This window comes from Bacillus sp. AF62, from assembly GCF_050312695.1.
Lineage (GTDB): Bacteria > Bacillota > Bacilli > Bacillales > Bacillaceae_G > Bacillus_A > Bacillus_A cereus.
Map to the genome: position 1 here is coordinate 1 of NZ_JBNPJZ010000144.1, position 21,710 is coordinate 21,710.

Genomic DNA, 21,710 nt, shown 5'->3' on the forward strand with positions numbered 1-21,710 from the left:
TTACTTGTATAATTATGTATCATAGAAAATATCCTTTTTTGTACAGATTATACCATAGATTCTAAACAGGTTCTAAGAAAAATGAAGTTAGATGAAGCTCCATCAGATGAATCTTTATTATATTATTACCATTTCTTTAAGGCTTCTCATGCTACAGTAAACGGTGATTTTAAAGTGGCTGAAAAGCATTATGGAATAGCAGAATCTTTGTTGGGAAATATTCAGGATCCAATCGAAAAAGCAGAATTTAACTTTAAGCTATCAAGCTATTATTATCACGTTTGCCAGCCTATTTTAGTAATTCAATATGCAACTAGAGCAAGGAATACATTTGAAGGGTTGTACGGGTATAGCAGGAAGGTGGCAGCATGTGACAATGTTCTGGGTTTAGCATGTGTAAAGCTAAATGAATTTGAACAAGCAGAAGTTTATTTCATGTCGTCTCTGGATATTTTGAAAAAGCAGAATGAAGAGGAGCTAATGTTACGAGTTCGACATAGTTTAGGGGTTATGTATGCAGAGCAAAACCTATCTGATTTAGCACTTCGTTACTTATCAGAAGTATCACAAAAAATTCCGAATCACTTTAGAGCGATTTTTTTGGAAGCTAGAGAGAATTTAAAGTTAGGAAAGACAAAGCTTGCAGCGTCCTTAATTGAAAAAGGATTAATAATTTGTAATGAACTGGAACAAAAAGAATATGAACATCATTTTACAATTCTAAAAGAAATGAATGAGAATGTTTCTGCTGAAGAATTAGAGTTAGCCATTTCTAAAGGAATTTATTTCTTTAATGAAGTAGGTTTATGGCAATATGTACAGGAATATGCTGAAAAATTAGCGGTTAAATATCATGAAGAAGGAAATTCAATAAAATCTAGTGAATACTTCTATTTAGGATATAAAGAAAAAGAAAAAGGTTTTCAGAAAGGGGCTTTAAAATGAAAAGGATCATCAGCAGTTCAATTGGATTAATAATTACGGTCATACTATTAAATGGAGTAAATGTTTCAACGGACCAATCAAAGGTCAATACAACAAGTGCTATACAATATACGCATGGAGAGCCGTGGGGCTGAAGAAATATTGAAGTATAAAGAGTTGTTAGATCGAAGGATGATTACCGAAGAAGAGTTCTAAGTGAAGAAAAAGTAATTAATAAGTATATAAATAAAAAAACATAATATCACTATGAATCCTTATAGCAATATGAATTTTTGCATATTTTAAAATTCAATATATCCCTCAAAAACTTTTAATTGTATAATATATTTTGTCATATTTTTAGATTTTTCGACATAAACCAACAAAAATAGAGAGCGTATTGGGAGAAGACATTATGTATACAAAACTATTAAAATCAATTACATCATTATCACTTATTGGTGGTGCGTTGTTATATACAAATGGTAGCGATGTAAAAGCTGCTGAAGTGGGTGTTTTTTCTGATGTGCCGACATCACATTGGTCATATCCTGCGATTGAAGATTTAGCGAGTAAAAATATTATTTCCGGTTATGGAAATGGGATATTTGGTTTTGGAGATGTTGCGACAAGGGAGCAAGTTGCGGCTTTAATTTATCGAGTGTTAGTACCGAATAAACAAGGCGGTTCGTTTAGTAATGATGGAACTCGTTACGTATTAAAGGATGGGTCTACGTTTAAAAATCCTTACGGTGATATTAATCAAAGTTCTACAATGTTTCCAGAAGAGGTATTAACTTTAACGAATTTAGGAGTTTTTAAAGGTGATGAAAATGGCCAATTTAGACCGAAAGCTTCTGTGAGTCGTGCGGAAATGGCACAAATTCTTACAAATGCTTTCCATCTTGCGGCAAAACAAAAACATACCTTTAAGGATGTTCCAAATCCATTTTGGGCAGAAAACGCAATTAGTGCAGTGCAGTCAAATGGAATCGCAGATGGCACAGGGAACGGGAATTTTGAACCGTATGGCACAGTAACACGTGAACAGTATGCGCAGTTTTTATATAAAACTTTGAAGTATAAAAATGCTGATGTGAAAGACACAGGAGATGCGGCATTATTAACAGCTTTTAAAGAGGAAGTACAAAAGCGTATTAATACATACGAGACAAATATTACACTTCCATATAAAACGAAAAACAATAATACAAACGAAGTGATGAATACACTTTTTAACGCATATAAAGAAGTTGCAAGTAAAAATGAGTATACAAATAATAATAGATCGAATGTTTCATATGGACTTTCTGGATCACCTGGAAATTATACATTTACACTTAAGATTACATATCGTGAAACGAAAGAACAGACGGAATATGTCATGAAACAAGCGAAAGCAATCGTTTCTTCTATTACTCAAGTTGGAATGGATGATCACGAAAAAGTGAAGGCGATTCATGATTACGTAGTAAAACATGTTTCTTATGATACGTCTTATAAAGCTTACACAGCATATGAAGCACTAGTAAATCGTTCTGCGGTTTGCCAAGGTTACGCACTATTAACTTATCAATTATTAAAAGAAGCAGGAATTGAAAATCATTTCGTGACAGGAACTGGGGACGGACAACCTCATGCTTGGAATTTAGTGAAAATCGAAAACAAATGGTATCACCTTGATACAACATTCGATGATCCGGTGCCAGATGAACAGGGCCGCGTAACGTATTCGTATTTCAATTTATCAGATGAACAAATCGCAAGAAATCATGAGTGGAACCGCGGAGACTATCCGCAAGCTACAACAAATTATTATAGTACACTGACAAACAAAATTGCGGCAGGTAGTACGAAAACGCCTGCATATCAGCAAATATTAAAAGATACAAAGTTAAACTATTTAGGAAATGAATATATCGTAAACAACTATACTGAATTAAAAAATAAAATGCAGCAGCGCTATAGTGCGAAACCAGAGAAAATTGAAGTGCTGTACAAGCAATCAATGAATGGTGCACTGCAAGATGTGAAAAAGGCAATTGGCGAAATCGATTATCCGCAAGGGGCAAATCGAGTTTCTTATAAAGCGGAGCCTTACAATGCGAAAGAAGGGTATTCTTTAGTGACAATTACGTTTACGTATTAAGAATGAGAAAAAAGCATCTGTTTCAGATGCTTTTTTTTATTATATTGATTCGACAAAATATAACAGGTGAAAACGAATTGGTCTGTTATGATAATTTTTGAAATTTTACATTTTGGAGGATTAATCATGAATAAAAAGAAGATTTTCGCTGCGTTAATAGGAATTGTAGCCTTATTTATAATTATTAATGTAGTTGTTACGAAAGAGAAAACGACATCAACCAGTGAAAAAATGTACTCTGAGAAAGAATATAATAAATTAGTAGATGAACATTTTGAAGAGACGCAAAAGTTGAAAAGTGATATGAGTGTGTTAGAAACTGAAAAAAATCTCTTGATGAGCAAGTGAAGAAGTTAAAAGATGAGTTAGCGAAAAAAGAGCAACAAGTAGCACAGCAGCCGGTTCAACAAGAACAACCAAAGCAAGAACCACAACAACCAGCACCAGCGCAACAGCTGGAAAAGAAAGAAGAGCCAAAACCGGAACAACCTACTGGAGCATTCGAAAACCCTATGAAAAGCATAAACAAAACAGAGGCAATGAATAAAGTAAAAGAAAAAGCGAAGCAAGATTTCCAAGATGATTATATGACACAAAACTTTGTTGCGGAGGAACAATCAAAAGCATTTGATTTCTTAAACAGTATTGAAATTAAATCACAAGAAGAATTAAATGTAATGAAGAATGCATTGAAAGATTTTTCTAACGACTTTATGACCGCGAAGTTTGTTTATGAAGAGCAAATGAAGGCGAAGAATAAGCAAGGGTAAAACAAAAACGCTATCTTTTAAAAAGGTAGCGTTTTTGTTTTGGGTTATAAAGTTATTCCTACATTTGACATATACAGTCTAACTGTATAAAATGGAACTATTCAGTTGGACTATATAGTTTAGCTATATACTTATCGTTACATTGGAGGTCTTTATGAATAGAGATAAAAATTTACCATTAACGGAAACAACGTATTACGTTCTTTTAGCTTTATTAGAACCAGCCCATGGTTATTTAATTATGCAAAAGGTAGAGGAACTGAGTAATCATCAAGTGAAAATCGCAGCGGGTACACTGTATGGCGCGGTTGAAAATTTATTAAAACAAGGATTAATAGAATCAGTAAAAAGTGAAGATAAACGAAGAAAAGTGTATGTCATTACGGAACGAGGGAAAGAAGTATTACACTTAGACTTTATGAGAATGCAGCACATTATTGCGGTTACAAAAAGTTTATTACACGTATAGTTAGGGGGAAACGATGATGTGGAGATTGAAATTCTTTTTAGATTTTGAGAAAGAGGAAAAATGGTTAGAAGAGATGGCTTGGAAAGGCTATCAACTAGAAAGCAATACATTTGGTTATACATTTAGATATACAGAACCAGAAGATGCGACGATTAAAATAGACCATAGAGTATTTAGTAGAAAAAGTGATTTTATTAATTACTGCACATTATTTGAAGATAGTGGCTGGGAGCATATAGCTGGTAATCGGTGGTCAGGTACGCAATATTTTAAAAAGGTAGATGAAGAAAGTGAAGATGACATTTTTTCAGATCCAATGTCACGGGCAGGGAAGTATAAGCGTCTATCTAAAACATTTTTAGAATTAGCGATATGCTCTATACCAATATTAATCCTATTTATGTTTAATAACACGATTAACTTAGGAGCACTTGTAAATCCGAAAGAACTATATTTTACGCCAGGACTATGGGATAAACAAGGCGTAGCATTTTTATGGTCATTTTTATTTGAAACGCCATTCGCATTAATGAGAGGGATTGCATGCTTGTTTATCCCTGTTGCGATTAGTATGTATTTAGTTTTCTCATATAAAGCGAATCTGTTGTATGAAGAGAGAAGATAATAGGAGAAATCCCCTTAAAGTAGATGCTTTGAGGGGGTTTTTAGAATTTGTAAATGACTCTTTTTAAAATAGATATGAGCTTAGAGAAGGACAATGGTCACCATATCAAAAAAAGAAAATTGTACTTTTAAACGCATTTTAAATACAAAATAACCGATTCCTTATACGTTAAGAAACCGGTTATTTATTTCCTTACTTTTTTAGAGGGCTTTTTCTTGTAATGGTTTTAAATGATTGATTTAAGGTTATACACTTAAATCATAAATAAAAGATAGAGTAAAAACTATATAAGAAATAAATGTAACGAAAACAAGAAAACATATAAACTGAGAATTAGATACATATTGTTCTATTCTTTGTTTCATGTTAATTCGCATTATTTTTCAAATGTGAAGTATCAATTGGAATTTGAGCTTTCCAAGATCCAATTATTTTTCCAATTCTAGTTATATTTACGTCTAAAGTAAGGGGCTGTTTAAAAGCGTCTTTTCCTTTAGAATCTATAACAAATGTAGCAACACCTTCAGGTTTATCATTATCACGAATGCCTACATCATTTAATTTTTTACCTGCTGCCATAAGTTCAAAAGGAAGACGATCATCTGAATCATGGATAAATGATAGTCTCCCGTCATTTTTAATCTCAGGGTTTTCTTCTTGTTGTCCATTAATTTTACCATCACTTTCAAGATCTAATCCTGATGTATCAAATTCGAATGGTACTAAACTTCCGTCAGCTTTTTCCATTCTATAATGAACTGATATACGTGAATCTGCGATAAATAATTCTTTGAGATGTACAGTAATACTTTGATCTGTAATTTTTTCATCAATAGGAATATATTTACCATTCTTCATCATATCTTGTATGACACCATTTTCATCTCCTATTCCTTCATTTACAACTTTATCATTTGTAATTGCATCAGAAAAATATGAAGCAACATTTGTAGCCGCTACTTGTACTTGTGGAATCATTGCTGTTGTGAAAAGTGCTGCTGCAGCTACTGCTGTATAAATGAAACGTTTTGATTTTTTACTCATGTTTGTAAAGATTCCCTTCTTTTGTTGCTTTTTGTGATTTATATTAGAAACATTGTCTAACTTGGAACGACTTTCAAATGTTTTCCATGCTTGTTCTATATCAATTTTGATTTCTTGTGGTGAATTTGCAGATTCTTCATCTAGCATTACGTTTTCCCATTGATTTAATTTACTAATTTCTATTAATAAATCTTGGCATGCTTCACATGTATCTAGGTGCTTTGTGAATTCCTTTCTTATATCATGAGAAAGTTCTCCATCAATATATGTTTGAATAAACCCGATATCATAACATTTCATTTGTTATGCCTCCTCCATGTGTTTATAAATCTTGCGAAATTTCATTTTGGCTCGGACTAATAATGTTCCAATAGAAGATATTTCAATTTGAAGTACTTCTGCAATTTCTTTATATTGAAAACCAGAGAATTTCATTAGTAAAAGGGTTCGTTCTCGATCATTCATTTTATTTAGTATCGTTTGGACCTTTGTAATTTCTTCTTTTCTTATCCAATCATCGTCTAATGATGAAACATTTTGTACTTCATGGTATTGGATTTCTTTATCAATCTTCGCTTGTTGCCTTTTTTCAGATCGAAAATGGTTATAGGCTACATAAGTAGAAGATTTAATCAACCATCCAGGTATGTTTTCAATTCCTTTCCAATCGCTACGATATAATTGTAAAAATACTTCTTGCGCTAACTCTTCAGCGATAGATTGATCTTTAACAATCCAGATGATTTGTTTCACAGCGTAAGCATAGTACTGCTTAAATAAATCTTCAAAGGTCATATCAGAAGCATGACTTTCTTCATTTTCTATGGTTAACATGTTCGTTTAGACCTCACTTTCAATTTGATACCTGTATTATAGAGAAACCAGAAAAACAGATTTTGTGACAGTTTTTCTGGCTATTTTTTTATTATGTACTAAAAAAGCATTCATCTGATTAAAAGATAAATGAAAACATAAAAACTATAACTCTTGCAGTAGTTGTCTATTAATGTACAAGAAAACAGTTAGTTTGTTGCCAAATTGCATTTAAACGTACGATTTTCTTTTTTCTAAATAAGAGTCTTGCCTTAAAGAAGATAAATTTTCAATGGATGATTACGATGAATATATAGATAAAGTTCATCCATATATTTGTAGAAAGGAGGAATTCAAATGAAGAGAGATGATAATAAGATTGGTCACTTTATATCTGAAAAAGGAAAGGAAGATTTTCAAATTGCCTACGATGAATCAATGGCACTCCTTCCAAAACCTAACGAAACGAAAGATATAAAAACTAAATATGGCACAATTCGTGTTTATTACTTTACTAAAGAAGAAAACAAACATAAGGAACCAATACTCTTACTCCCTGGACGTGGTGCATCTACTCCAATGTGGGTCCCAAATTTAGAAGGGCTAAGGGAGAAAAGGCCTGTTTATACGATAGACTTACTCGGTGAACCTGGGATGAGTGTGCAAACGAAGGTGATTGAAAACCAAAAGCAACAAGCAGAATGGCTAAATGAAGTAATTGAAGGATTAGGTTTAGAAAAAGTGCATATCGTGGGTGTCTCCATTGGAGGCTGGACAACAATGAACTTGGCTAGATATAATCCTGAGCATATTGCTACGGCTAGTTTATTAGATCCAGTCTTTGTATTTGCGCAAATATCCATAAAAATGATTCTGGCATCTATTCCAGCTTCCGTTCCTATTGTACCTAAGTTTTTAAGAGAAAAGATGTTAAGCTATGTTTCTGGAGGAGCAGAAGCAAGTGACGATGAGCCTATCGCTAAGTTAATCGAGTCGGGTATGCGTAACTATAAACTGAAAACACCAGCGCCTGATTTATTTAGTAAAGAAGACTTAAAAAGTATTGATATTCCAGTGCTTGCACTTATGGCTGAAAAAAGTACAATGCACAATTCGGTAAAAGCAGTTGAAACTGGAAAAAAATACGTTAAAGATATTGATATAGTTAATTGGAAAAATGCATCTCACGCAATCAATGGTGAGTTCTCTAACGAGGTTAATGCTAGGATCCTTGATTTTGTAGAAAAGCATTCTAAGGATAACTAAGTTGAAAGTGGAAAATATGTTGTCATAACAACTTCATCTCTATATAGCTATTTAGGGGGTTTAGCCCATTTTTTATTTTGGCATAGTTTAATTCTTCTACTTTCATGAATATGTACAATTACATAAAATTTCAGTGGAAAAGAGAGTATACTTTCATATTGTGTAATAAAGATAAAGCCTGCCTACGGAAATAGGCGGGCTTTTTTTACTTATAAAGAAAAGACAACCTTTAAGGTGTCTTTCTTCGATTTGAAACATTTTACTAGGTTAAGTTTTTGTGATAATGAACTCTTTTAATTGGAATGAACCTACGCAGTACATCACTTTATTCTTAAGCATCATTCTCAACAAAAGTGAAGATTTTCATTATCTTTTTCACTACAAAGGGTAATAATTTAGAAGCTAAAAATGCAAGTACGAAAGCAATTCCCCATGTTTTCATCCATGATTTGAGAAATAAAGCTGTATATCCAACATTCATTGAAACCATGACGAAAGAGATAATACTAGATATACCTAAAATCATTAAGATATTAAAAATTAATGGTTCAAATTTTTTATTGATTTTCAAAATTAACACCTATTTTCTATATATGCTTTGCTGCCCGATTTCACCAACATCTAATCTTACAGTTTGAAATCTAGGTTGTCCAGTTTGTTTTATTTTTCTGCAATAGCAATATTATATGGAATAGAGTTTCACCATATTGCTATTAAACTAAAATTTTAAGATTGAACCTAAACGAAATTTAAAGTATCGAAGTTCATTTTGGAGGGGGATGTAATACTACATCTTACACTTAAACTGCACATTGCGTATTTTTTATGAAGAAAAGACACTCATATAAAAGTGTCTTTTCCGATAGTTTTTTAGCAGAAGCAAGCAGCTCCAACGATGATTAATAAAATAAACAATACAACTAATAAAGCAAATCCTCCAGCGAAGCCACAGCCACCACAACTACCACCAAAGCCCATAACAGTTCCTCCTTTTAATAGGAAGGGAAAACCAAGGGGTCACTCATGTGTTTTAACGGATTCCATTTACTGTATGCTTTTACGAATGAATGGAGCAGGTCCTTTTCAAAATAGATTTATCCCGCTATTTGTCGGGGAGTAAGACCTCGATTGATGAGGGCAGAATAAAGTTGCACTTTATTCTTAGAAGGAATTCAAAGGCAAAATAGGAGAGTCTATATCATTCTTTAAAAGCGAATAAATGAAAAATAAAATATCCAAAAATATAGATAGAAATCCGCTTTTATACCTTTCAATAAAAGAATACTAGCATTATATATTATAAGGAATACTTGTCCTTAATTGTAAATGAAAGGGGGGAATTGGTATGAGTTATGGCTATGGTCACCCTCCAAAAAAATGCTGTGAACATCATAATGAAACTTTATCAACGGGTATATTACGTAGACATTCCGCTACGTTATTTCTTACTGTGGATGCTATGAATGTTGATCCCGACGATACTCGTAGAGTAACTGTTGAAATGTTTGATTGGTCATCTGGTTCTCCGGTATTGTTACCATTAATAGACCCTTCAACGCAAACATTGCCACCTAATCGATATGTTACTTTTCGTTCAGCAGCTCTTCCTCCAGCACTTTTTGCTTATGAAGTAAGAATCATTCGTCCGAAAGATAGAGATGTTGTTACGAATGTTTTTGGTCTTAGTGCAATCGTATTTAACCCACAAGAAGGAAATAATGTTTTACAACATGATTTAGCAAAATTAGACCTTAAATAGCTTTTATAAAAGTCTATTTATTGAGCATGATTAAAAAAAGAGTAGGATGTAATCCTACTCTTTTTTTAACGTTAACTAGAATTTTAAAAGAAATCCTTCATCATTTTAGCATCTTTAATATTCACTATCACACTGTCTACCTTATCTTTCTTCTCATTTTTAGCGATTGTAATTTGTTCTTTATTATCAACCCATACAAGAAATTCTTCTTTTGAGTCATCTTTATATGTAACGGTAATAGTAGAATGTGCAGATTCTCTCTTTTTTTGATCTAAAGTGATTGTTTTAGGTGTTCCATTTTGAACTGCTGAAACGATAGATTTTATCATTTCTTCGTTATCTGTTTGAGATTTGGAAGTAGTATGATTTGTTGTTTTTAGTATTTCAATGTCTGAAATATTTGCGGAGTTTAATTGAAAGGTATGTTGTGTGCGTTCTTGCTTAACTTGTGAAGCTTTATCTGTAGCCGAGGTGCTTGTACAACCTATTAAAGTGAAAGATAGAGCGGTTAGAGCGCATATAGATATGATTTTTTTCATAGTATCCCTCCTTAAATTTAATTATAACAATTTTCTGTTAATTTAGGTAGTTATTGTAAGGAGAAGATGTTTTAAAGTGGTAAATGATGTTGTTCATTTTCTATTAAAATTAAAATTCACATAATTTTTTTCATATTTTATGTTTAACATTTCGAAAATAGGTGTACTACATATAATATAACAAATAATTCATTTTAAAGGAGGAAGTTAAAGATGGAAACGAAGTATAGTAAACCTTTTGTATATGAATTTATTACGGAGAAAGAGGTCATGAATGCGGCGAATGATCTAGTGAAGAAAGGAATAGAACAAAAAGATATTTACGTGTTAACACATGAGAAAGAGAGGACAGATAGAATCGCAGATAATGCAGACGTGAACACGATTGGAATAAAAGAGGAAGGACTTGGGACAAGCATTATTAATGTCTTTCAAAAAACGGGAGATCAGTTAAGAAATAAGATGCAGGAGTTAGGGCTTAATGAGGAAGAAGCGAACTTTTATGAAGAAAAGCTGGATGAAGGAAAAATCTTGTTATTCGTTAAAGATTTAGAAAGAGTCGGTGAATGGTTACAAGAAAGAAGATGCACGTATTCTCTTTAAATTTGTATCCTTTAAATCTATAAATCTATTACGAAAAGGAGATTGGAAATATGAGTGAGAGCGGTCTAAAAGAACAAATTACGGGTAAAGTTGAAAAGAAAAAAGGACAAGTAAAAGAAGGGATTGGTGAAGTTACAGAAGATAGAGAGTTGAAAAATGAAGGGAAGTGGGAGAAGACGAAGGGAACTATAAAAGAAAAAGTCGGAAAAGTGAAACAAAAGATAAGTGATGGATTGGATAATAAAGAATAATACATGTTTATCAAGCTTTGGTTACATACCAAAGCTTGATAAATCAAATATAAAAACAATATAGGAGGTTTAATTGTGGGACTTATTATTACGTGTATTGTAGGTGGACTTATTGGTGCGTTAGCTGGAATGATTACGGGAAAAGACTTTCCTTTAGGTATAGTTGGTAATGTGATTGCCGGATTAATTGGATCTTGGGTAGGTAGTGCGTTATTTGGTCATTGGGGTCCTGAATGGGGAGGCATTTTCGTTCTTCCAGCGTTATTAGGTGCAATCGTCTTTATTTTAATCGTTACATTCTTCTCTAGAATGTTGCGGAAAGCGTAAGTATGATAATGAATAGTAATCTTAAGTTTATTATATATAGCTATAAAATTAATGAACTGATAAATATACATAAAAAAGCATCCAATTAAACTAATTTGGATGCTTTTTTAATGTAATCTACATAGGAATGAGTGGGGGATGAAGGCCCCCACTCATTGAAATTACACTTTTTATTATGTATTAAACCGTCGTTACTTTTTCACAATTATTTATTCTTACGACCTGCCTCGGTTCTATATGAGATAAGTCCTCGTTATTACCTATATCAACTACAATTGTATTCGTTAGTATATTAATGATAGAACCAACTAATTTTGTAGCATGATCGTGTCGATAAGAAAATTGAACAAAATCTCCCTTTTTAAAGTTGTGCTCTTCCATAGATAGATCCCCCTAAAAATAATGTTTATACATTATACATACACAAATTTATAAGGTTTAAACATTTGGTAGTATTTTTTACGTGTTAAGCCGAGAAAGGTGTAGAAAATTTATCCCGCTTTAACGGGCAGTAAGACCCCCACCTCAAAATTTAGCAGAGCAAAGAAATTAGGTGGGGGATCAACTGCCCATAAAAGTCCGATTGGTTCAACTAATAATCAGTGGGGGATGAAGAAAACCCCCACTGATTAAAGTTTCACTTTATTTATAATAAAAATAAAAAAATATGTTTAAAACTAATTTTTATGGGTAATTAAATAGTAAAAGTTAGAGATAAGGGGGCGGAAATGATGAATTTAGGAATAAATATTTTGCAAAATGATGTAGGTTATACGGTACAACTTAATGGTGAAATTGATGCATATACGGCATCAGATTTAAAAAATAAGATTATGCCTATTGCAAGCGAAAAAGAGGTTCATATCGTAGTAGATTTTCATAACGTAGATTATATGGATAGTACTGGTTTAGGTGTTTTTATAGCGCTATTAAAAGCAGTTAAGAAAAATGATGGAAAACTAGAGTTTATCGGTGTATCTAAAAGATTAAAAAGATTATTCGATATTACAGGGTTAACAGAAATATTAAATTTGAATTCCGATTTTGAAAAAGTAGAAAGAAGGTGACTAGGGATGATGGAGAGATTTGAAAAGATAGAAATGAAAATTCCTGCAAAGGCAGAATATGTGGCTATTATTCGTTTAACAATGGCTGGTGTTGCGAATCGAATGGGCTTTGCTTATGACGATATAGAAGATATGAAAATTGCTATTAGTGAAGCATGTACAAATATTGTACAACATGCATATAAAGAAGACGTTGGAGAAATTGCAATTGTCTTTGGACTATATGAAAATCGATTAGAAATTATGGTTGTGGATAATGGGGTTAGCTTTGATTTTAATAACTTAAAAAGGAAAGTTGGTCCGTATGATATTAGTAAACCAGTAGAACATTTGCCGGAAAATGGTTTAGGTTTATATTTAATTAATACGTTAATGGATGATATACAAATCATGCATGATGAGGGCATGACAGTTTTAATGACAAAATATATACAAAGAGAGCAGGTGGAGAATGATGGAAATCCAATCTCAACCTACGAATCTTACTAAAGAAGACGTTATTAAACTAATTGCAGACTTCCAACAAAACCAATGTGATGAAGCGCAGGAAAGGTTAGTTGAGCATTATAAAAATCTTGTTTATTCCATTGCATATCGCTATTCAAAAGGCGGGCCGATGCATGAGGATATTATACAAGTAGGGATGTTAGGGCTCTTAGGTGCAATAAGAAGGTATGATTATTCGATAGGGAATGCTTTTGAGCCTTTTGCAATACCTACGATAGTAGGGGAAATAAAGAAGTATTTACGCGATAAAACTTGGGGCATTCACGTTCCAAGACGAATTAAAGATTTGGGCGGGAAAATTAAACTTGCGATAGAGGAGTTAACAGATCACCTGCAACGTTCACCGAAGATAATAGAAATTGCAAATCATTTAGGACTATCGGAAGAGGAAGTTCTAGAGATTATGGATGCGAAAAATAATTATCGAGTATCTTCCTTAGATGATGTAGTTGAAAATTCATCTGATGGAAGTTCGGTAGCGAGAATTGAATCTGTAGGTGAAGTAGAGCAAGGATATGAAGAGACAGAAAGGCGTCTCGTTTTAAAGGATATTTTTAACGTATTAAATGATACGGAAAAGAGTGTTATTCATTATATATTCGGAGAAAATTTAAATCAAAAAGATACAGGGGAACGGTTAGGTATTTCACAAATGCACGTTTCTCGTATTAAAAGACAAGCGATAAGTAAATTGAAGCAAGCCGCATTTTTAGATACATAAAAATTTAAAATAATTATGTTGAAAACATGAGAAAAGGGGTACTTATTAAGTATAGGAGGAGATATGAAAATGTCACACGATGTGAAAGAACTAATCGAAGGATTGAATGAAGATTTAGCAGGAGAATACTCAGCAATTATTATGTATAACCATAATGCAGCTACAGTTTCTGGTATATATAGACAAGTGTTAAAACCTTTCTTTGAATCTGAAATTAGTGATGAACAAGGACATGCCCTATATTTAGCGGAGAAAATTAAGACGCTAGGTGGTACACCTACTACGATCCCTTTACCAGTGAAACAAGTAGAAGATGTTAGAGAAATGTTAGAATCCGCTAGACAATCAGAATATGAAACAATTAAGCGTTATGAAACGAGAAAAGAACAGGCAGCGAAATTAAATATGACAGAGTTAGTTGTAAAACTAGAAGATATGATTGCAGATGAAACTAATCATATGGAAGAATTAGATCGTCTTTTAAATGATAAAGCAATGGTGTTAAATTAAAAGTAGAAATTTATAGAGTGAAAGAACAAATTCCTATTTCTAGGGGTTTGTTCTTTTGTTGTATAAATATGTTTGAGTAAGAAATTTTCATTTTGTAACTGAGTATGTAATACTAGAAAAATAGAAAATAATAATAGATTTACATTTTAAATAAGAAAAGGGGAAATAACTTGTGTCCATTTTAATTGTTGATGATAATCCGGTTAACATATTTGTAATTGAGAAGATTTTAAAACAAGCCGGATATCATGATCTTGTATCGCTCAATTCTGCACAAGAGCTCTTCGAATACATACAGTTTGGAAAAGATTCTTCCAGGCATAATGAAATTGACTTAATACTATTAGATATTATGATGCCTGAAATTGATGGACTTGAAGTTTGTAGGCGATTACAAAAAGAGGAGAAGTTTAAAGATATCCCTATTATTTTTGTTACAGCTTTAGAGGATGCAAATAAATTGGCCGAAGCTCTTGATATGGGGGCAATGGATTATATTACGAAACCTATAAATAAAGTTGAACTATTAGCACGTATGCGTGTAGCATTACGCTTAAAATCAGAATTAAATTGGCATAAAGAACAAGAAGAAAATCTTCGTAATGAATTAGATTTAGCTACACAAGTGCAAAGAAACTTATTAAGTAGCCCATTAAGAGAAGATCATATAAAAATTGAAGCAAGTTACTTACCGTCATTCAAACTAGCTGGAGATATGTATTATTGGTACAAAATCGATGAAAATCGTTACGGTATTATATTATTAGATGTTATGGGACATGGTATATCTGCTTCATTAGTTTGTATGTTTATTTCGTCTGTATTACGTGAAACAATTAAATGTTTAATTGATCCAGAACTCGTTATTAAAGAGTTAAATAAATATATGACCCTTTTACATAATGAAAATGATAATATTCCTTATTATTTTACGGCCATATACTTAGTTGTTAATACAGAAGATAGAACAGTTGAATATGTAAATGCAGGGCATCCTGCTGGATATGTTTTAGTTGATGAAACAAATGTAGTTGAACTAGATCGCGGGAGTTGTGCGGTAGGATTTTTTGATGAAATAAAAGTTAAAAAAACAGTTATACCTTTTGAGAAGAACGCTCAAATATTATTGTTTACAGATGGTGTTCTTGAAGCAATTGCAAATGATGAATTTGAGTCTGAAGAGAAATTACGTATTTTTACGGAAAGAAAATGGGGAGATTTAGAAGGCGAGATAGAAGGGTTTTACAAGGAAGAACAAAAGAAAGCGCAATCAGATGATATGTGTCTCATTATGATACAAACGAATGCGAAATAAAAAGCGTATGAAATCCAAACAGAGGATTTCATACGTTTTTTATTGTATTTTTTGATAAATTTGTTCACTAGGATTAAATTGGGTATAATGTGGCATTATCTTTGAAAAACGAAGAGTTTCTTTATTTCCTAAACATAGAAATCCATTGTGACTTAAGCTTTCATAAAATAGTTGCTGCACTTGATTTTGAAGTTTACTTGTAAAGTAAATTAAAACGTTACGACAAAGTATAATATGAAACTCGTTAAAAGATTGATCGGTTACTAAATTATGCTGTGCAAAAATAATGTTTTGTAACAGTGAAGGATTAAAATAAGCAAAACGATTATCTGTTGAATAATAGTTAGAAAATGCTTGTGTACCGCCAGCTTGTAAATAGTTTTTCGTATAAGTTTGCATTTTATTTAACGGGAGGATGCCTTGTTTTGCTTTTTCTAACACATTTGTATTCATATCTGTTGCGTAAATAACCGACTTTTCACTTAATCCTTCTTCGTGAAGTAAGATGGACATCGATAATACTTCTTCACCAGTTGCGCATCCAGCATGCCAAATTCTAATTTCAGGTTGCTTTTTCAATTCAGGAATAACATGCTCTCTTAGTGCTTTAAAAAAGGCAGGGTTACGGAACATCTCAGTTACATTAATCGAGAAATCATTTAATAACTGTTCTAAAACCCCTTCCTCGTGAATTACTTTTTCAATTAATTTTGAAATGGTTGGGATATTAGAGAGCTGCATTCGATTACAAATCCTTCTATAAATAGATGTACGAGCATATTGGCGAAAATCAAATCCTGATAGTTTAAATACCGCTTCCAATAATAATTCAATTTCTAAGTTCGTGCGCTCATCCGTATCTACTGATGGATCAAAATTATAATACTTATTTTCCACTCCAACTAAACCTCACTTATTTTATTAACCATACACTCATTACCGAATAGAGTTGATGTAGGTTTAATGGTTTACTTATATAATCTGAAGCGCCAGCAGATAAACATTTTTCCTTATCATTTGGCATTGCTTTAGCAGTTAATGCGATAATAGGTATTTCATGTAACCCTAAGTTCATTCGGATATTTTCCATCGTTTCATAACCGTCCATATTAGGCATCATAATATCCATTAAAATAAGGTCAATATTTGTATTACTTTTTAGTATTTCTAAACACTCTAAGCCGTTTTGGGCAGTAATAATGTTGGCATTTTGTTTTTTTAATGCATTTTGTAACGTAAATATATTTCGATGATCATCATCGACAATTAAAATGGTTTTCTCTTGGAAGACGTTATTTGTTTCGGTAGTAACGATAGTTTCTTCAACAACTTCAGCAGGAATAACATCTTCTATCGTTGCTGCGACTTCTAAATTGGATAACTGTATATCATGTAATCCATTTGGAAGGTTAGGAATAAATACCGTGAAAGTACTACCTTCTCCTACATTACTCTCTAACGTAATCCAACCACCTAACAATCTAGCAAACTCTTTACAAATAGATAAACCTAGTCCTGTACCACCATACTTTCGAATCGTTGCTCCATCTGCCTGTTGAAAGGCTTCGAAAATAAGTTGATGCTGTTCTTTAGCGATACCAATACCAGTATCTTTTACTGAAATTGTAATCCAATCTTTACTTATAGACTGCATATCATGACTTAAATTGGTTGTTTCTATTGAATCGAAATGTAAAGAAACGGATCCTTTTTCTGTGAATTTAAATGCATTGGATAATAAGTTTTTAATAATTTGCTCGATCCGTTTTGCATCTGTATAAAACAGATTAGGAATCGTATCACTGTCTTCAATCGTAAATTCGACATTTTTTTGTGCAGCTATATGTAAAAAGTTTTGATGCATATTGGCTGCCATGTCACTTATGTTCGTTGCTTCAAAAATGATGTCTAGTTTGCCTGCTTCTACTTTAGATAAATCTAGTATGTCATTAATTAAAGTAAGTAAGTCTTTCCCTGATGAATGAATGACAGTTGCTAGTTCAATTTCATCATCCGATAAATGATTATCATGATTTTCTCTTAACATTTCAGATAATAGTAAAATACTATTTAACGGTGTGCGTAATTCATGTGACATATTTGCTAGGAACTCAGATTTGTATTTTGAGCTGCGTAACAACTCGCTTGCTTTTTCTTCTAATTCTGATTTGGTAATTTGTAAGTCAGCTGTCTTTTGTTCAGCTTCTTCAGTTCTAGACTCTAATTGTTCATTCGTTGTTCGTAATTCTTCAGCTTGCATTTGTAGTTCTTCAGCTTGCGTTTGTAATTCTTCTGATTGAACTTGTAACTCTTCTGTCATTGCTTGTGATTCATGTAAAAGAGTTTGAATTCGCATACGTCCTATAATGCTATGGATTGTTAAACCTAGATTATTAATAGTTTGTTGAATTAAATCTTGATGTAAGTCTGAAATCTCAGTTACACTTACTAACTCCATTACTGCAATCACCTCATCCTCAAATAAGATAGGGATGACTAGTAGATTTTTAGGACGTATTTCTAATACTCCGCTAGTGACATACCGAAACTCTTCTGGTATATCCCTGAGAATAAAACTTTTCTTTTCTAAGGCAGACTGTCCAATGAAACCTTCACCCATTTTAATGGATGGTTTTCCAATATCAGCACCTTGATCGGCGAAAGAAGCTTTTTTCACATAGTAGACAGTTTCTTCATATTCTTCACGTACATAAAATGCACCGCAAGAAGTTTGCGTTTTTTGTATAATTCCACTAAGAATTTTTTTACCTAACATCTCAATAGAAGATACACCTTGATACATTAAAATTAATTCTGCGAGCTCAGTTTGTAACCACTCTCTTTTCGATATTTCGTCTAGTAGGTGGTTCGTTGTGTGAGCTAGATCTTTTATTTCATCATGTGTATTTACATGAATTCTTTCCGTAATTTTTTCTTTAGAAGAAATTGATTTAATAGCTTGAATTACATTTTTAATCGTTTTTGTAATGGAATTCGAAATATAGAGTGAAACGATAATGGAAATACAAGAAAGTAAGAACAATAAACTGTATAACCAAATCTCTAATTTATTATTTTCAATATCTAATTGTGCTGCTCTTTTTTTCGTTAATTGCTCCTCAGTGCTCCGGAAGTTAGTTACCTGTGACTGTAAGGACTGAATTTGAGTCGTGTCGATTGTTTGTACATTATTACTATTATTATTTGTAATGAGTGGGTGAATCTCTTTATTAATCCAACTAGTAATGTTTTCGTTAATCTGTTTTAATTTTTCTTGCTGAGAGGGGTTATCCTCTAATAAAGCAAAAAGATCATGATAATGTTTTTCGTAATCCTTTTCCGCAGAGTTAAGGGATTGCACGTAATTAGGGTTATTAGAAATGATAAACCCTTTCGCTTTATTTTCAATTGTTAGTAACTCTTTCTCCACTTGATTCGTTAAATTGAGAACTTTAAAATCGTGATCAATAATAAAATTACGAGATTTTTGTAAGCTGGAAATCTCATTGTTTAACATAATGAAAGAAACAAGTAAGAACAAAATGATAACTAAATAACCAGCCATAATTTTGTAGCGAATACTAAATTTTGCTTTCGAGTTCATTAAAAATTCCTACCTTCAAGGTTATTAAAACTTTTCTATTTTAAAGAATGAAAAACGTAATATATATTATATCAGTTTTCATAAGGCCAAACTAGAAATCCCCCTATTGTATTAGGGGGTTCTTTTTTTATAGAGGAAATCATTTTGAAATATAAAAACATATATGAAAGGTAGTAAACGAGGGAATAGAGGATAACAAACATTCTAAGAAGGGAAGAGTGTTCTTAAAGCTCTTTTTGCATCTATTCCTTCAAAAATAAATAATATAAGATCTTTCTTTTTTACAGTAAGGAAAAAGGATACTAGAGTGCTTAAATTTTTGATTGATGTCATTGTTCCATGTTTACTTATAAACAAATTAGCTTGAAATGTTGTCATTAAAGCATAAAAATGATGAATCTGAGTTATTGTAGGTGTTTCATTATAAGAAATAGTAGTAGAGTGAATGGCGTTCATCGTAATATTCCTTTCCATATAGTAAGCATAACAATATAAACATACCCGTTTTAAAAAATGTTAAACATATAAATAAGAAAAAATATAAGTATAGTTTTTTTACGTTTAGAAAAGGTTAGGAAGGGTATACATATACTACAAAGAGATTGACTGAAGATGAATTGTAAGATGTCTATGTTTAGTAGATTAGTCTATCAAAATATACTTTTACTTTAAATAAAAAGGAGCCTGGTATAAATGAATGAAATGATGATTGATATTACATTTGATTTAATTTACTTGTTAAGTAGTTCGCTTGTAGTACTTTTACTATTCGCTTTTTTCGTAAATGGTTATGTTAATAAGAAGGTTAGTGTATACAGAAATGAAGAAAAATAAAGATACATTATATAAAACTTTAGGAGGTTAATAGTTATGAATTTAGATAGAAAAATAGTAGGTGTTTTTAGAACAATTGATGATGCAGCACTCGTTATTAAGGAATTAAATGATAAAGGATACTCAGCAGATAACATTTCAGCTATTGCGAAGGATCAAAAGGAAATTGAACACCTTGAAGAAAAATCGGGTGAAAAAGTTAAGAATGAAACTGCACATAAAGCAGATATCTTTTCAGCGACAGGGCTTGTAGCAGGAGGTGTAGCAGGCGGACTCGGTGGTTTATTAACAGGTCTTGGTATACTTGCCGTTTCTGGAATGGGTCCAATTGTAGCAGCAGGACCAATCGCAGCAGCTATTGGTGGAGCTGGTATTGGCGGAGGAGCTGGAAGTTTAATAGGAGCATTTATAGGATTAGGAATTCCAGAAGAACATGCTAAAAAGTATGAAGAATATATTTACGATGGCAATATATTAATTTTAGTAGATGCAAAATTAGATGATAAGTTAGAAATCTATAAAATATTTGATAAGCATAATGCCTATAACTCTGATTTCTTTAAATAAAATGATGAAAAATGTAAACAAAGTGAATATCGTTTTTTGATCTTACAACTTTGGCGCGGCCGAGGAGTCGTATGACTATAAGAGAGGAAGGGCTTATAGTAAAAGATTAAGTTCTATCATGTTATTTAAAAGGGAAGAGGTGCCTTTTCGTGATTGTAAAAATATTAAAGGATAGCAGTAATAGTTTCCTTTGTACAGTTCAAAAAAAAAATGGAGACCAGTATGTGAAAAAATGGTTTAGTAAACATGAAAATAACAAAGAATTAGGGCGACCAACTTTTAAAGAAGTAGAAAAGGATTGGAAAGAAAATAGAGAATCGTTTATGTATCCCAATATTAAAGCGCTTTATTAAAATGAAACATAATACGCGTTTTATTATTACAAAACTGTCACATTCCTGTAAGGTAATTCAATGGATTAGATACTTTTTCCATGTCATAATAAAGTCATAAGAAAGCTTATCAAAACTACAACTTATTAGGAGAGTGTCAGTCATGATTGTAACAACAACTTCTGGAATTCAAGGTAAAGAGATTATTGAGTATATTGATATTGTAAATGGTGAAGCTATTATGGGTGCAAACATTGTCCGCGATTTATTCGCTTCTGTTCGTGATGTTGTCGGTGGTCGTGCTGGTTCTTATGAAAGTAAGCTAAAAGAAGCTCGTGATATCGCAATGGACGAAATGAAAGAACTTGCAAAACAAAAAGGTGCGAACGCTATCGTTGGTATTGACGTAGATTACGAGGTTGTTCGTGATGGAATGTTAATGGTTGCTGTAAGTGGTACAGCTGTACGTATATAAGTAAATAAAAAACAGGCTCACCCCTTGAAGTTTATGCTTTGAGGGGGTTTTTTGTTTTTCTTTTGTTCATGACTAAAGTTAAAATAGAGAAGGGCCGACGTACTAGCTCGCTTATTTCAAATGTAGTATATTATTTCTTAAGAAAAAGCAAGGAAATGGAAGTTTTTGTATTTAAAGAAGGTGTTAACTTTATGACAAATAATAAAATTGCTATTTGAGGTACGAAGAGAATTAGTGGT

Annotated in this window: 28 protein-coding genes and 1 pseudogene; 20 read left to right on the forward strand and 9 right to left on the reverse strand. The window is 32.3% G+C overall.

Translation table 11 applies throughout. The features are described 5' to 3' along the window. The first annotated feature begins 81 nt into the window (after nucleotides 1–81). From ACQRBL_RS30340 to ACQRBL_RS30365, 6 genes and pseudogenes are all read left to right on the forward strand, one after another. Nucleotides 82–945 carry a tetratricopeptide repeat protein gene (locus ACQRBL_RS30340; RefSeq protein WP_411996449.1) on the forward strand — a complete coding sequence of 288 codons (864 nt, stop codon included), beginning with the start codon at nucleotides 82–84 and terminating at the stop codon, nucleotides 943–945. Further along, nucleotides 942–1,079 carry a Phr family secreted Rap phosphatase inhibitor gene (locus tag ACQRBL_RS30345; protein ID WP_411996450.1) on the forward strand — a complete coding sequence of 46 codons (138 nt, stop codon included), beginning with the start codon at nucleotides 942–944 and terminating at the stop codon, nucleotides 1,077–1,079. Before ACQRBL_RS30340 ends, ACQRBL_RS30345 begins: the two co-directional genes overlap by 4 nt. A gap of 260 nt (nucleotides 1,080–1,339) precedes the next feature. After that, entirely contained in the window at nucleotides 1,340–3,073 is a 1,734-nt protein-coding gene (locus ACQRBL_RS30350; protein ID WP_411996451.1) for an S-layer homology domain-containing protein, read from the forward strand. A gap of 126 nt (nucleotides 3,074–3,199) precedes the next feature. After that, nucleotides 3,200–3,843 (forward strand): annotated as a pseudogene (locus ACQRBL_RS30355) (hypothetical protein). Between the two features lie 154 nt (nucleotides 3,844–3,997). After that, a complete protein-coding gene (locus tag ACQRBL_RS30360) occupies nucleotides 3,998–4,312 on the forward strand; it encodes a PadR family transcriptional regulator (protein ID WP_001078063.1) in 315 nt (104 codons plus the stop codon). Between the two features lie 13 nt (nucleotides 4,313–4,325). Further along, entirely contained in the window at nucleotides 4,326–4,937 is a 612-nt protein-coding gene (locus ACQRBL_RS30365; protein WP_023521327.1) for a DUF2812 domain-containing protein, read from the forward strand. A 366-nt stretch (nucleotides 4,938–5,303) separates the two neighbouring features. On the opposite strand, the gene ACQRBL_RS30370 is transcribed toward ACQRBL_RS30365, so the two are convergent. Together ACQRBL_RS30370 and ACQRBL_RS30375 are read right to left on the reverse strand one after the other, a co-directional pair. After that, nucleotides 5,304–6,281 (reverse strand): DUF4179 domain-containing protein, encoded by a 978-nt coding sequence (locus ACQRBL_RS30370; RefSeq protein ID WP_000650404.1) that lies wholly within the window; start codon nucleotides 6,279–6,281, stop codon nucleotides 5,304–5,306. A gap of 3 nt (nucleotides 6,282–6,284) precedes the next feature. Then, nucleotides 6,285–6,815, reverse strand: a complete 531-nt coding sequence (locus ACQRBL_RS30375) for an RNA polymerase sigma factor SigX (RefSeq protein WP_411996452.1) — start codon at nucleotides 6,813–6,815, stop codon at nucleotides 6,285–6,287. A gap of 336 nt (nucleotides 6,816–7,151) precedes the next feature. On the opposite strand from ACQRBL_RS30375, the gene ACQRBL_RS30380 reads away from it, so the two are divergent. Next, on the forward strand, nucleotides 7,152–8,060 hold the full coding sequence (locus ACQRBL_RS30380) for an alpha/beta fold hydrolase (protein ID WP_411996453.1): 909 nt from the start codon (nucleotides 7,152–7,154) through the stop codon (nucleotides 8,058–8,060). 331 nt (nucleotides 8,061–8,391) lie between these two features. Here ACQRBL_RS30380 and ACQRBL_RS30385 read toward each other — a convergent pair whose 3' ends face one another. Together ACQRBL_RS30385 and ACQRBL_RS30390 are read right to left on the reverse strand one after the other, a co-directional pair. Then, nucleotides 8,392–8,631, reverse strand: coding sequence for a DUF2798 domain-containing protein (locus ACQRBL_RS30385; protein ID WP_000700226.1), 240 nt, complete (start codon nucleotides 8,629–8,631; stop codon nucleotides 8,392–8,394). A gap of 299 nt (nucleotides 8,632–8,930) precedes the next feature. Continuing rightward, nucleotides 8,931–9,038, reverse strand: coding sequence for a YjcZ family sporulation protein (locus tag ACQRBL_RS30390; RefSeq protein ID WP_000505670.1), 108 nt, complete (start codon nucleotides 9,036–9,038; stop codon nucleotides 8,931–8,933). A gap of 367 nt (nucleotides 9,039–9,405) precedes the next feature. On the opposite strand from ACQRBL_RS30390, the gene ACQRBL_RS30395 reads away from it, so the two are divergent. Continuing rightward, nucleotides 9,406–9,819, forward strand: a complete 414-nt coding sequence (locus ACQRBL_RS30395) for a hypothetical protein (protein WP_000120208.1) — start codon at nucleotides 9,406–9,408, stop codon at nucleotides 9,817–9,819. An 83-nt stretch (nucleotides 9,820–9,902) separates the two neighbouring features. On the opposite strand, the gene ACQRBL_RS30400 is transcribed toward ACQRBL_RS30395, so the two are convergent. Beyond that, the gene (locus ACQRBL_RS30400; RefSeq protein WP_000720864.1) at nucleotides 9,903–10,358 is read right to left on the reverse strand and encodes a hypothetical protein; all 456 of its coding nucleotides are present in this window, start codon (nucleotides 10,356–10,358) and stop codon (nucleotides 9,903–9,905) included. Between the two features lie 213 nt (nucleotides 10,359–10,571). On the opposite strand from ACQRBL_RS30400, the gene ACQRBL_RS30405 reads away from it, so the two are divergent. From ACQRBL_RS30405 to ACQRBL_RS30415, 3 genes are all read left to right on the forward strand, one after another. Next, nucleotides 10,572–10,961 carry a general stress protein gene (locus ACQRBL_RS30405; protein ID WP_000448820.1) on the forward strand — a complete coding sequence of 130 codons (390 nt, stop codon included), beginning with the start codon at nucleotides 10,572–10,574 and terminating at the stop codon, nucleotides 10,959–10,961. Between the two features lie 50 nt (nucleotides 10,962–11,011). After that, nucleotides 11,012–11,212, forward strand: coding sequence for a CsbD family protein (locus ACQRBL_RS30410; protein WP_000004263.1), 201 nt, complete (start codon nucleotides 11,012–11,014; stop codon nucleotides 11,210–11,212). 75 nt (nucleotides 11,213–11,287) lie between these two features. After that, a complete protein-coding gene (locus tag ACQRBL_RS30415) occupies nucleotides 11,288–11,539 on the forward strand; it encodes a GlsB/YeaQ/YmgE family stress response membrane protein (protein ID WP_000522903.1) in 252 nt (83 codons plus the stop codon). A gap of 180 nt (nucleotides 11,540–11,719) precedes the next feature. On the opposite strand, the gene ACQRBL_RS30420 is transcribed toward ACQRBL_RS30415, so the two are convergent. Continuing rightward, a complete protein-coding gene (locus ACQRBL_RS30420) occupies nucleotides 11,720–11,920 on the reverse strand; it encodes a methyltransferase (RefSeq protein ID WP_074555658.1) in 201 nt (66 codons plus the stop codon). 347 nt (nucleotides 11,921–12,267) lie between these two features. Between ACQRBL_RS30420 and rsbV the strand changes: the two genes are divergently transcribed. The 5 genes from rsbV to ACQRBL_RS30445 all read left to right on the forward strand — a co-directional run bounded on the left by rsbV (nucleotide 12,268) and on the right by ACQRBL_RS30445 (nucleotide 15,659). Further along, nucleotides 12,268–12,606 (forward strand): anti sigma b factor antagonist RsbV, encoded by a 339-nt coding sequence (gene rsbV / locus ACQRBL_RS30425; RefSeq protein WP_002179441.1) that lies wholly within the window; start codon nucleotides 12,268–12,270, stop codon nucleotides 12,604–12,606. A 6-nt stretch (nucleotides 12,607–12,612) separates the two neighbouring features. Then, on the forward strand, nucleotides 12,613–13,095 hold the full coding sequence (gene rsbW / locus ACQRBL_RS30430; RefSeq protein WP_411996454.1) for an anti-sigma B factor RsbW: 483 nt from the start codon (nucleotides 12,613–12,615) through the stop codon (nucleotides 13,093–13,095). Next, the gene (gene sigB, locus ACQRBL_RS30435) at nucleotides 13,058–13,834 is read left to right on the forward strand and encodes an RNA polymerase sigma factor SigB (RefSeq protein WP_002183358.1); all 777 of its coding nucleotides are present in this window, start codon (nucleotides 13,058–13,060) and stop codon (nucleotides 13,832–13,834) included. Before rsbW ends, sigB begins: the two co-directional genes overlap by 38 nt. A gap of 69 nt (nucleotides 13,835–13,903) precedes the next feature. Then, nucleotides 13,904–14,344 (forward strand): ferritin-like domain-containing protein, encoded by a 441-nt coding sequence (locus tag ACQRBL_RS30440; protein WP_000017755.1) that lies wholly within the window; start codon nucleotides 13,904–13,906, stop codon nucleotides 14,342–14,344. A 172-nt stretch (nucleotides 14,345–14,516) separates the two neighbouring features. After that, nucleotides 14,517–15,659: a fused response regulator/phosphatase gene (locus tag ACQRBL_RS30445; RefSeq protein ID WP_023521334.1), complete on the forward strand. Its 1,143-nt coding sequence runs from the start codon at nucleotides 14,517–14,519 to the stop codon at nucleotides 15,657–15,659. A gap of 39 nt (nucleotides 15,660–15,698) precedes the next feature. Here the strand turns inward: ACQRBL_RS30445 and ACQRBL_RS30450 are convergent, their stop codons facing one another. The 3 genes from ACQRBL_RS30450 to ACQRBL_RS30460 form a co-directional block, all read right to left on the reverse strand. Continuing rightward, entirely contained in the window at nucleotides 15,699–16,556 is an 858-nt protein-coding gene (locus ACQRBL_RS30450) for a CheR family methyltransferase (protein ID WP_000429045.1), read from the reverse strand. Between the two features lie 16 nt (nucleotides 16,557–16,572). Next, the gene (locus ACQRBL_RS30455) at nucleotides 16,573–19,263 is read right to left on the reverse strand and encodes an ATP-binding protein (RefSeq protein WP_023521335.1); all 2,691 of its coding nucleotides are present in this window, start codon (nucleotides 19,261–19,263) and stop codon (nucleotides 16,573–16,575) included. Nucleotides 19,264–19,467: 204 nt separating this feature from the next. Then, nucleotides 19,468–19,719 carry a hypothetical protein gene (locus tag ACQRBL_RS30460; RefSeq protein WP_000991350.1) on the reverse strand — a complete coding sequence of 84 codons (252 nt, stop codon included), beginning with the start codon at nucleotides 19,717–19,719 and terminating at the stop codon, nucleotides 19,468–19,470. Nucleotides 19,720–19,956: 237 nt separating this feature from the next. Here ACQRBL_RS30460 and ACQRBL_RS30465 point away from each other — a divergent pair, with 237 nt between their 5' ends. The 4 genes from ACQRBL_RS30465 (at nucleotide 19,957) to ACQRBL_RS30480 (ending at nucleotide 21,471) form a co-directional block, all read left to right on the forward strand. Beyond that, on the forward strand, nucleotides 19,957–20,097 hold the full coding sequence (locus tag ACQRBL_RS30465) for a hypothetical protein (protein ID WP_001004568.1): 141 nt from the start codon (nucleotides 19,957–19,959) through the stop codon (nucleotides 20,095–20,097). A 36-nt stretch (nucleotides 20,098–20,133) separates the two neighbouring features. Further along, nucleotides 20,134–20,664: a general stress protein gene (locus ACQRBL_RS30470; protein WP_097920228.1), complete on the forward strand. Its 531-nt coding sequence runs from the start codon at nucleotides 20,134–20,136 to the stop codon at nucleotides 20,662–20,664. 149 nt (nucleotides 20,665–20,813) lie between these two features. Continuing rightward, nucleotides 20,814–21,017, forward strand: coding sequence for a DUF4028 family protein (locus tag ACQRBL_RS30475; RefSeq protein ID WP_411996455.1), 204 nt, complete (start codon nucleotides 20,814–20,816; stop codon nucleotides 21,015–21,017). A 142-nt stretch (nucleotides 21,018–21,159) separates the two neighbouring features. Next, on the forward strand, nucleotides 21,160–21,471 hold the full coding sequence (locus tag ACQRBL_RS30480; protein ID WP_000637510.1) for a YbjQ family protein: 312 nt from the start codon (nucleotides 21,160–21,162) through the stop codon (nucleotides 21,469–21,471). Nucleotides 21,472–21,710 lie beyond the last annotated feature (239 nt).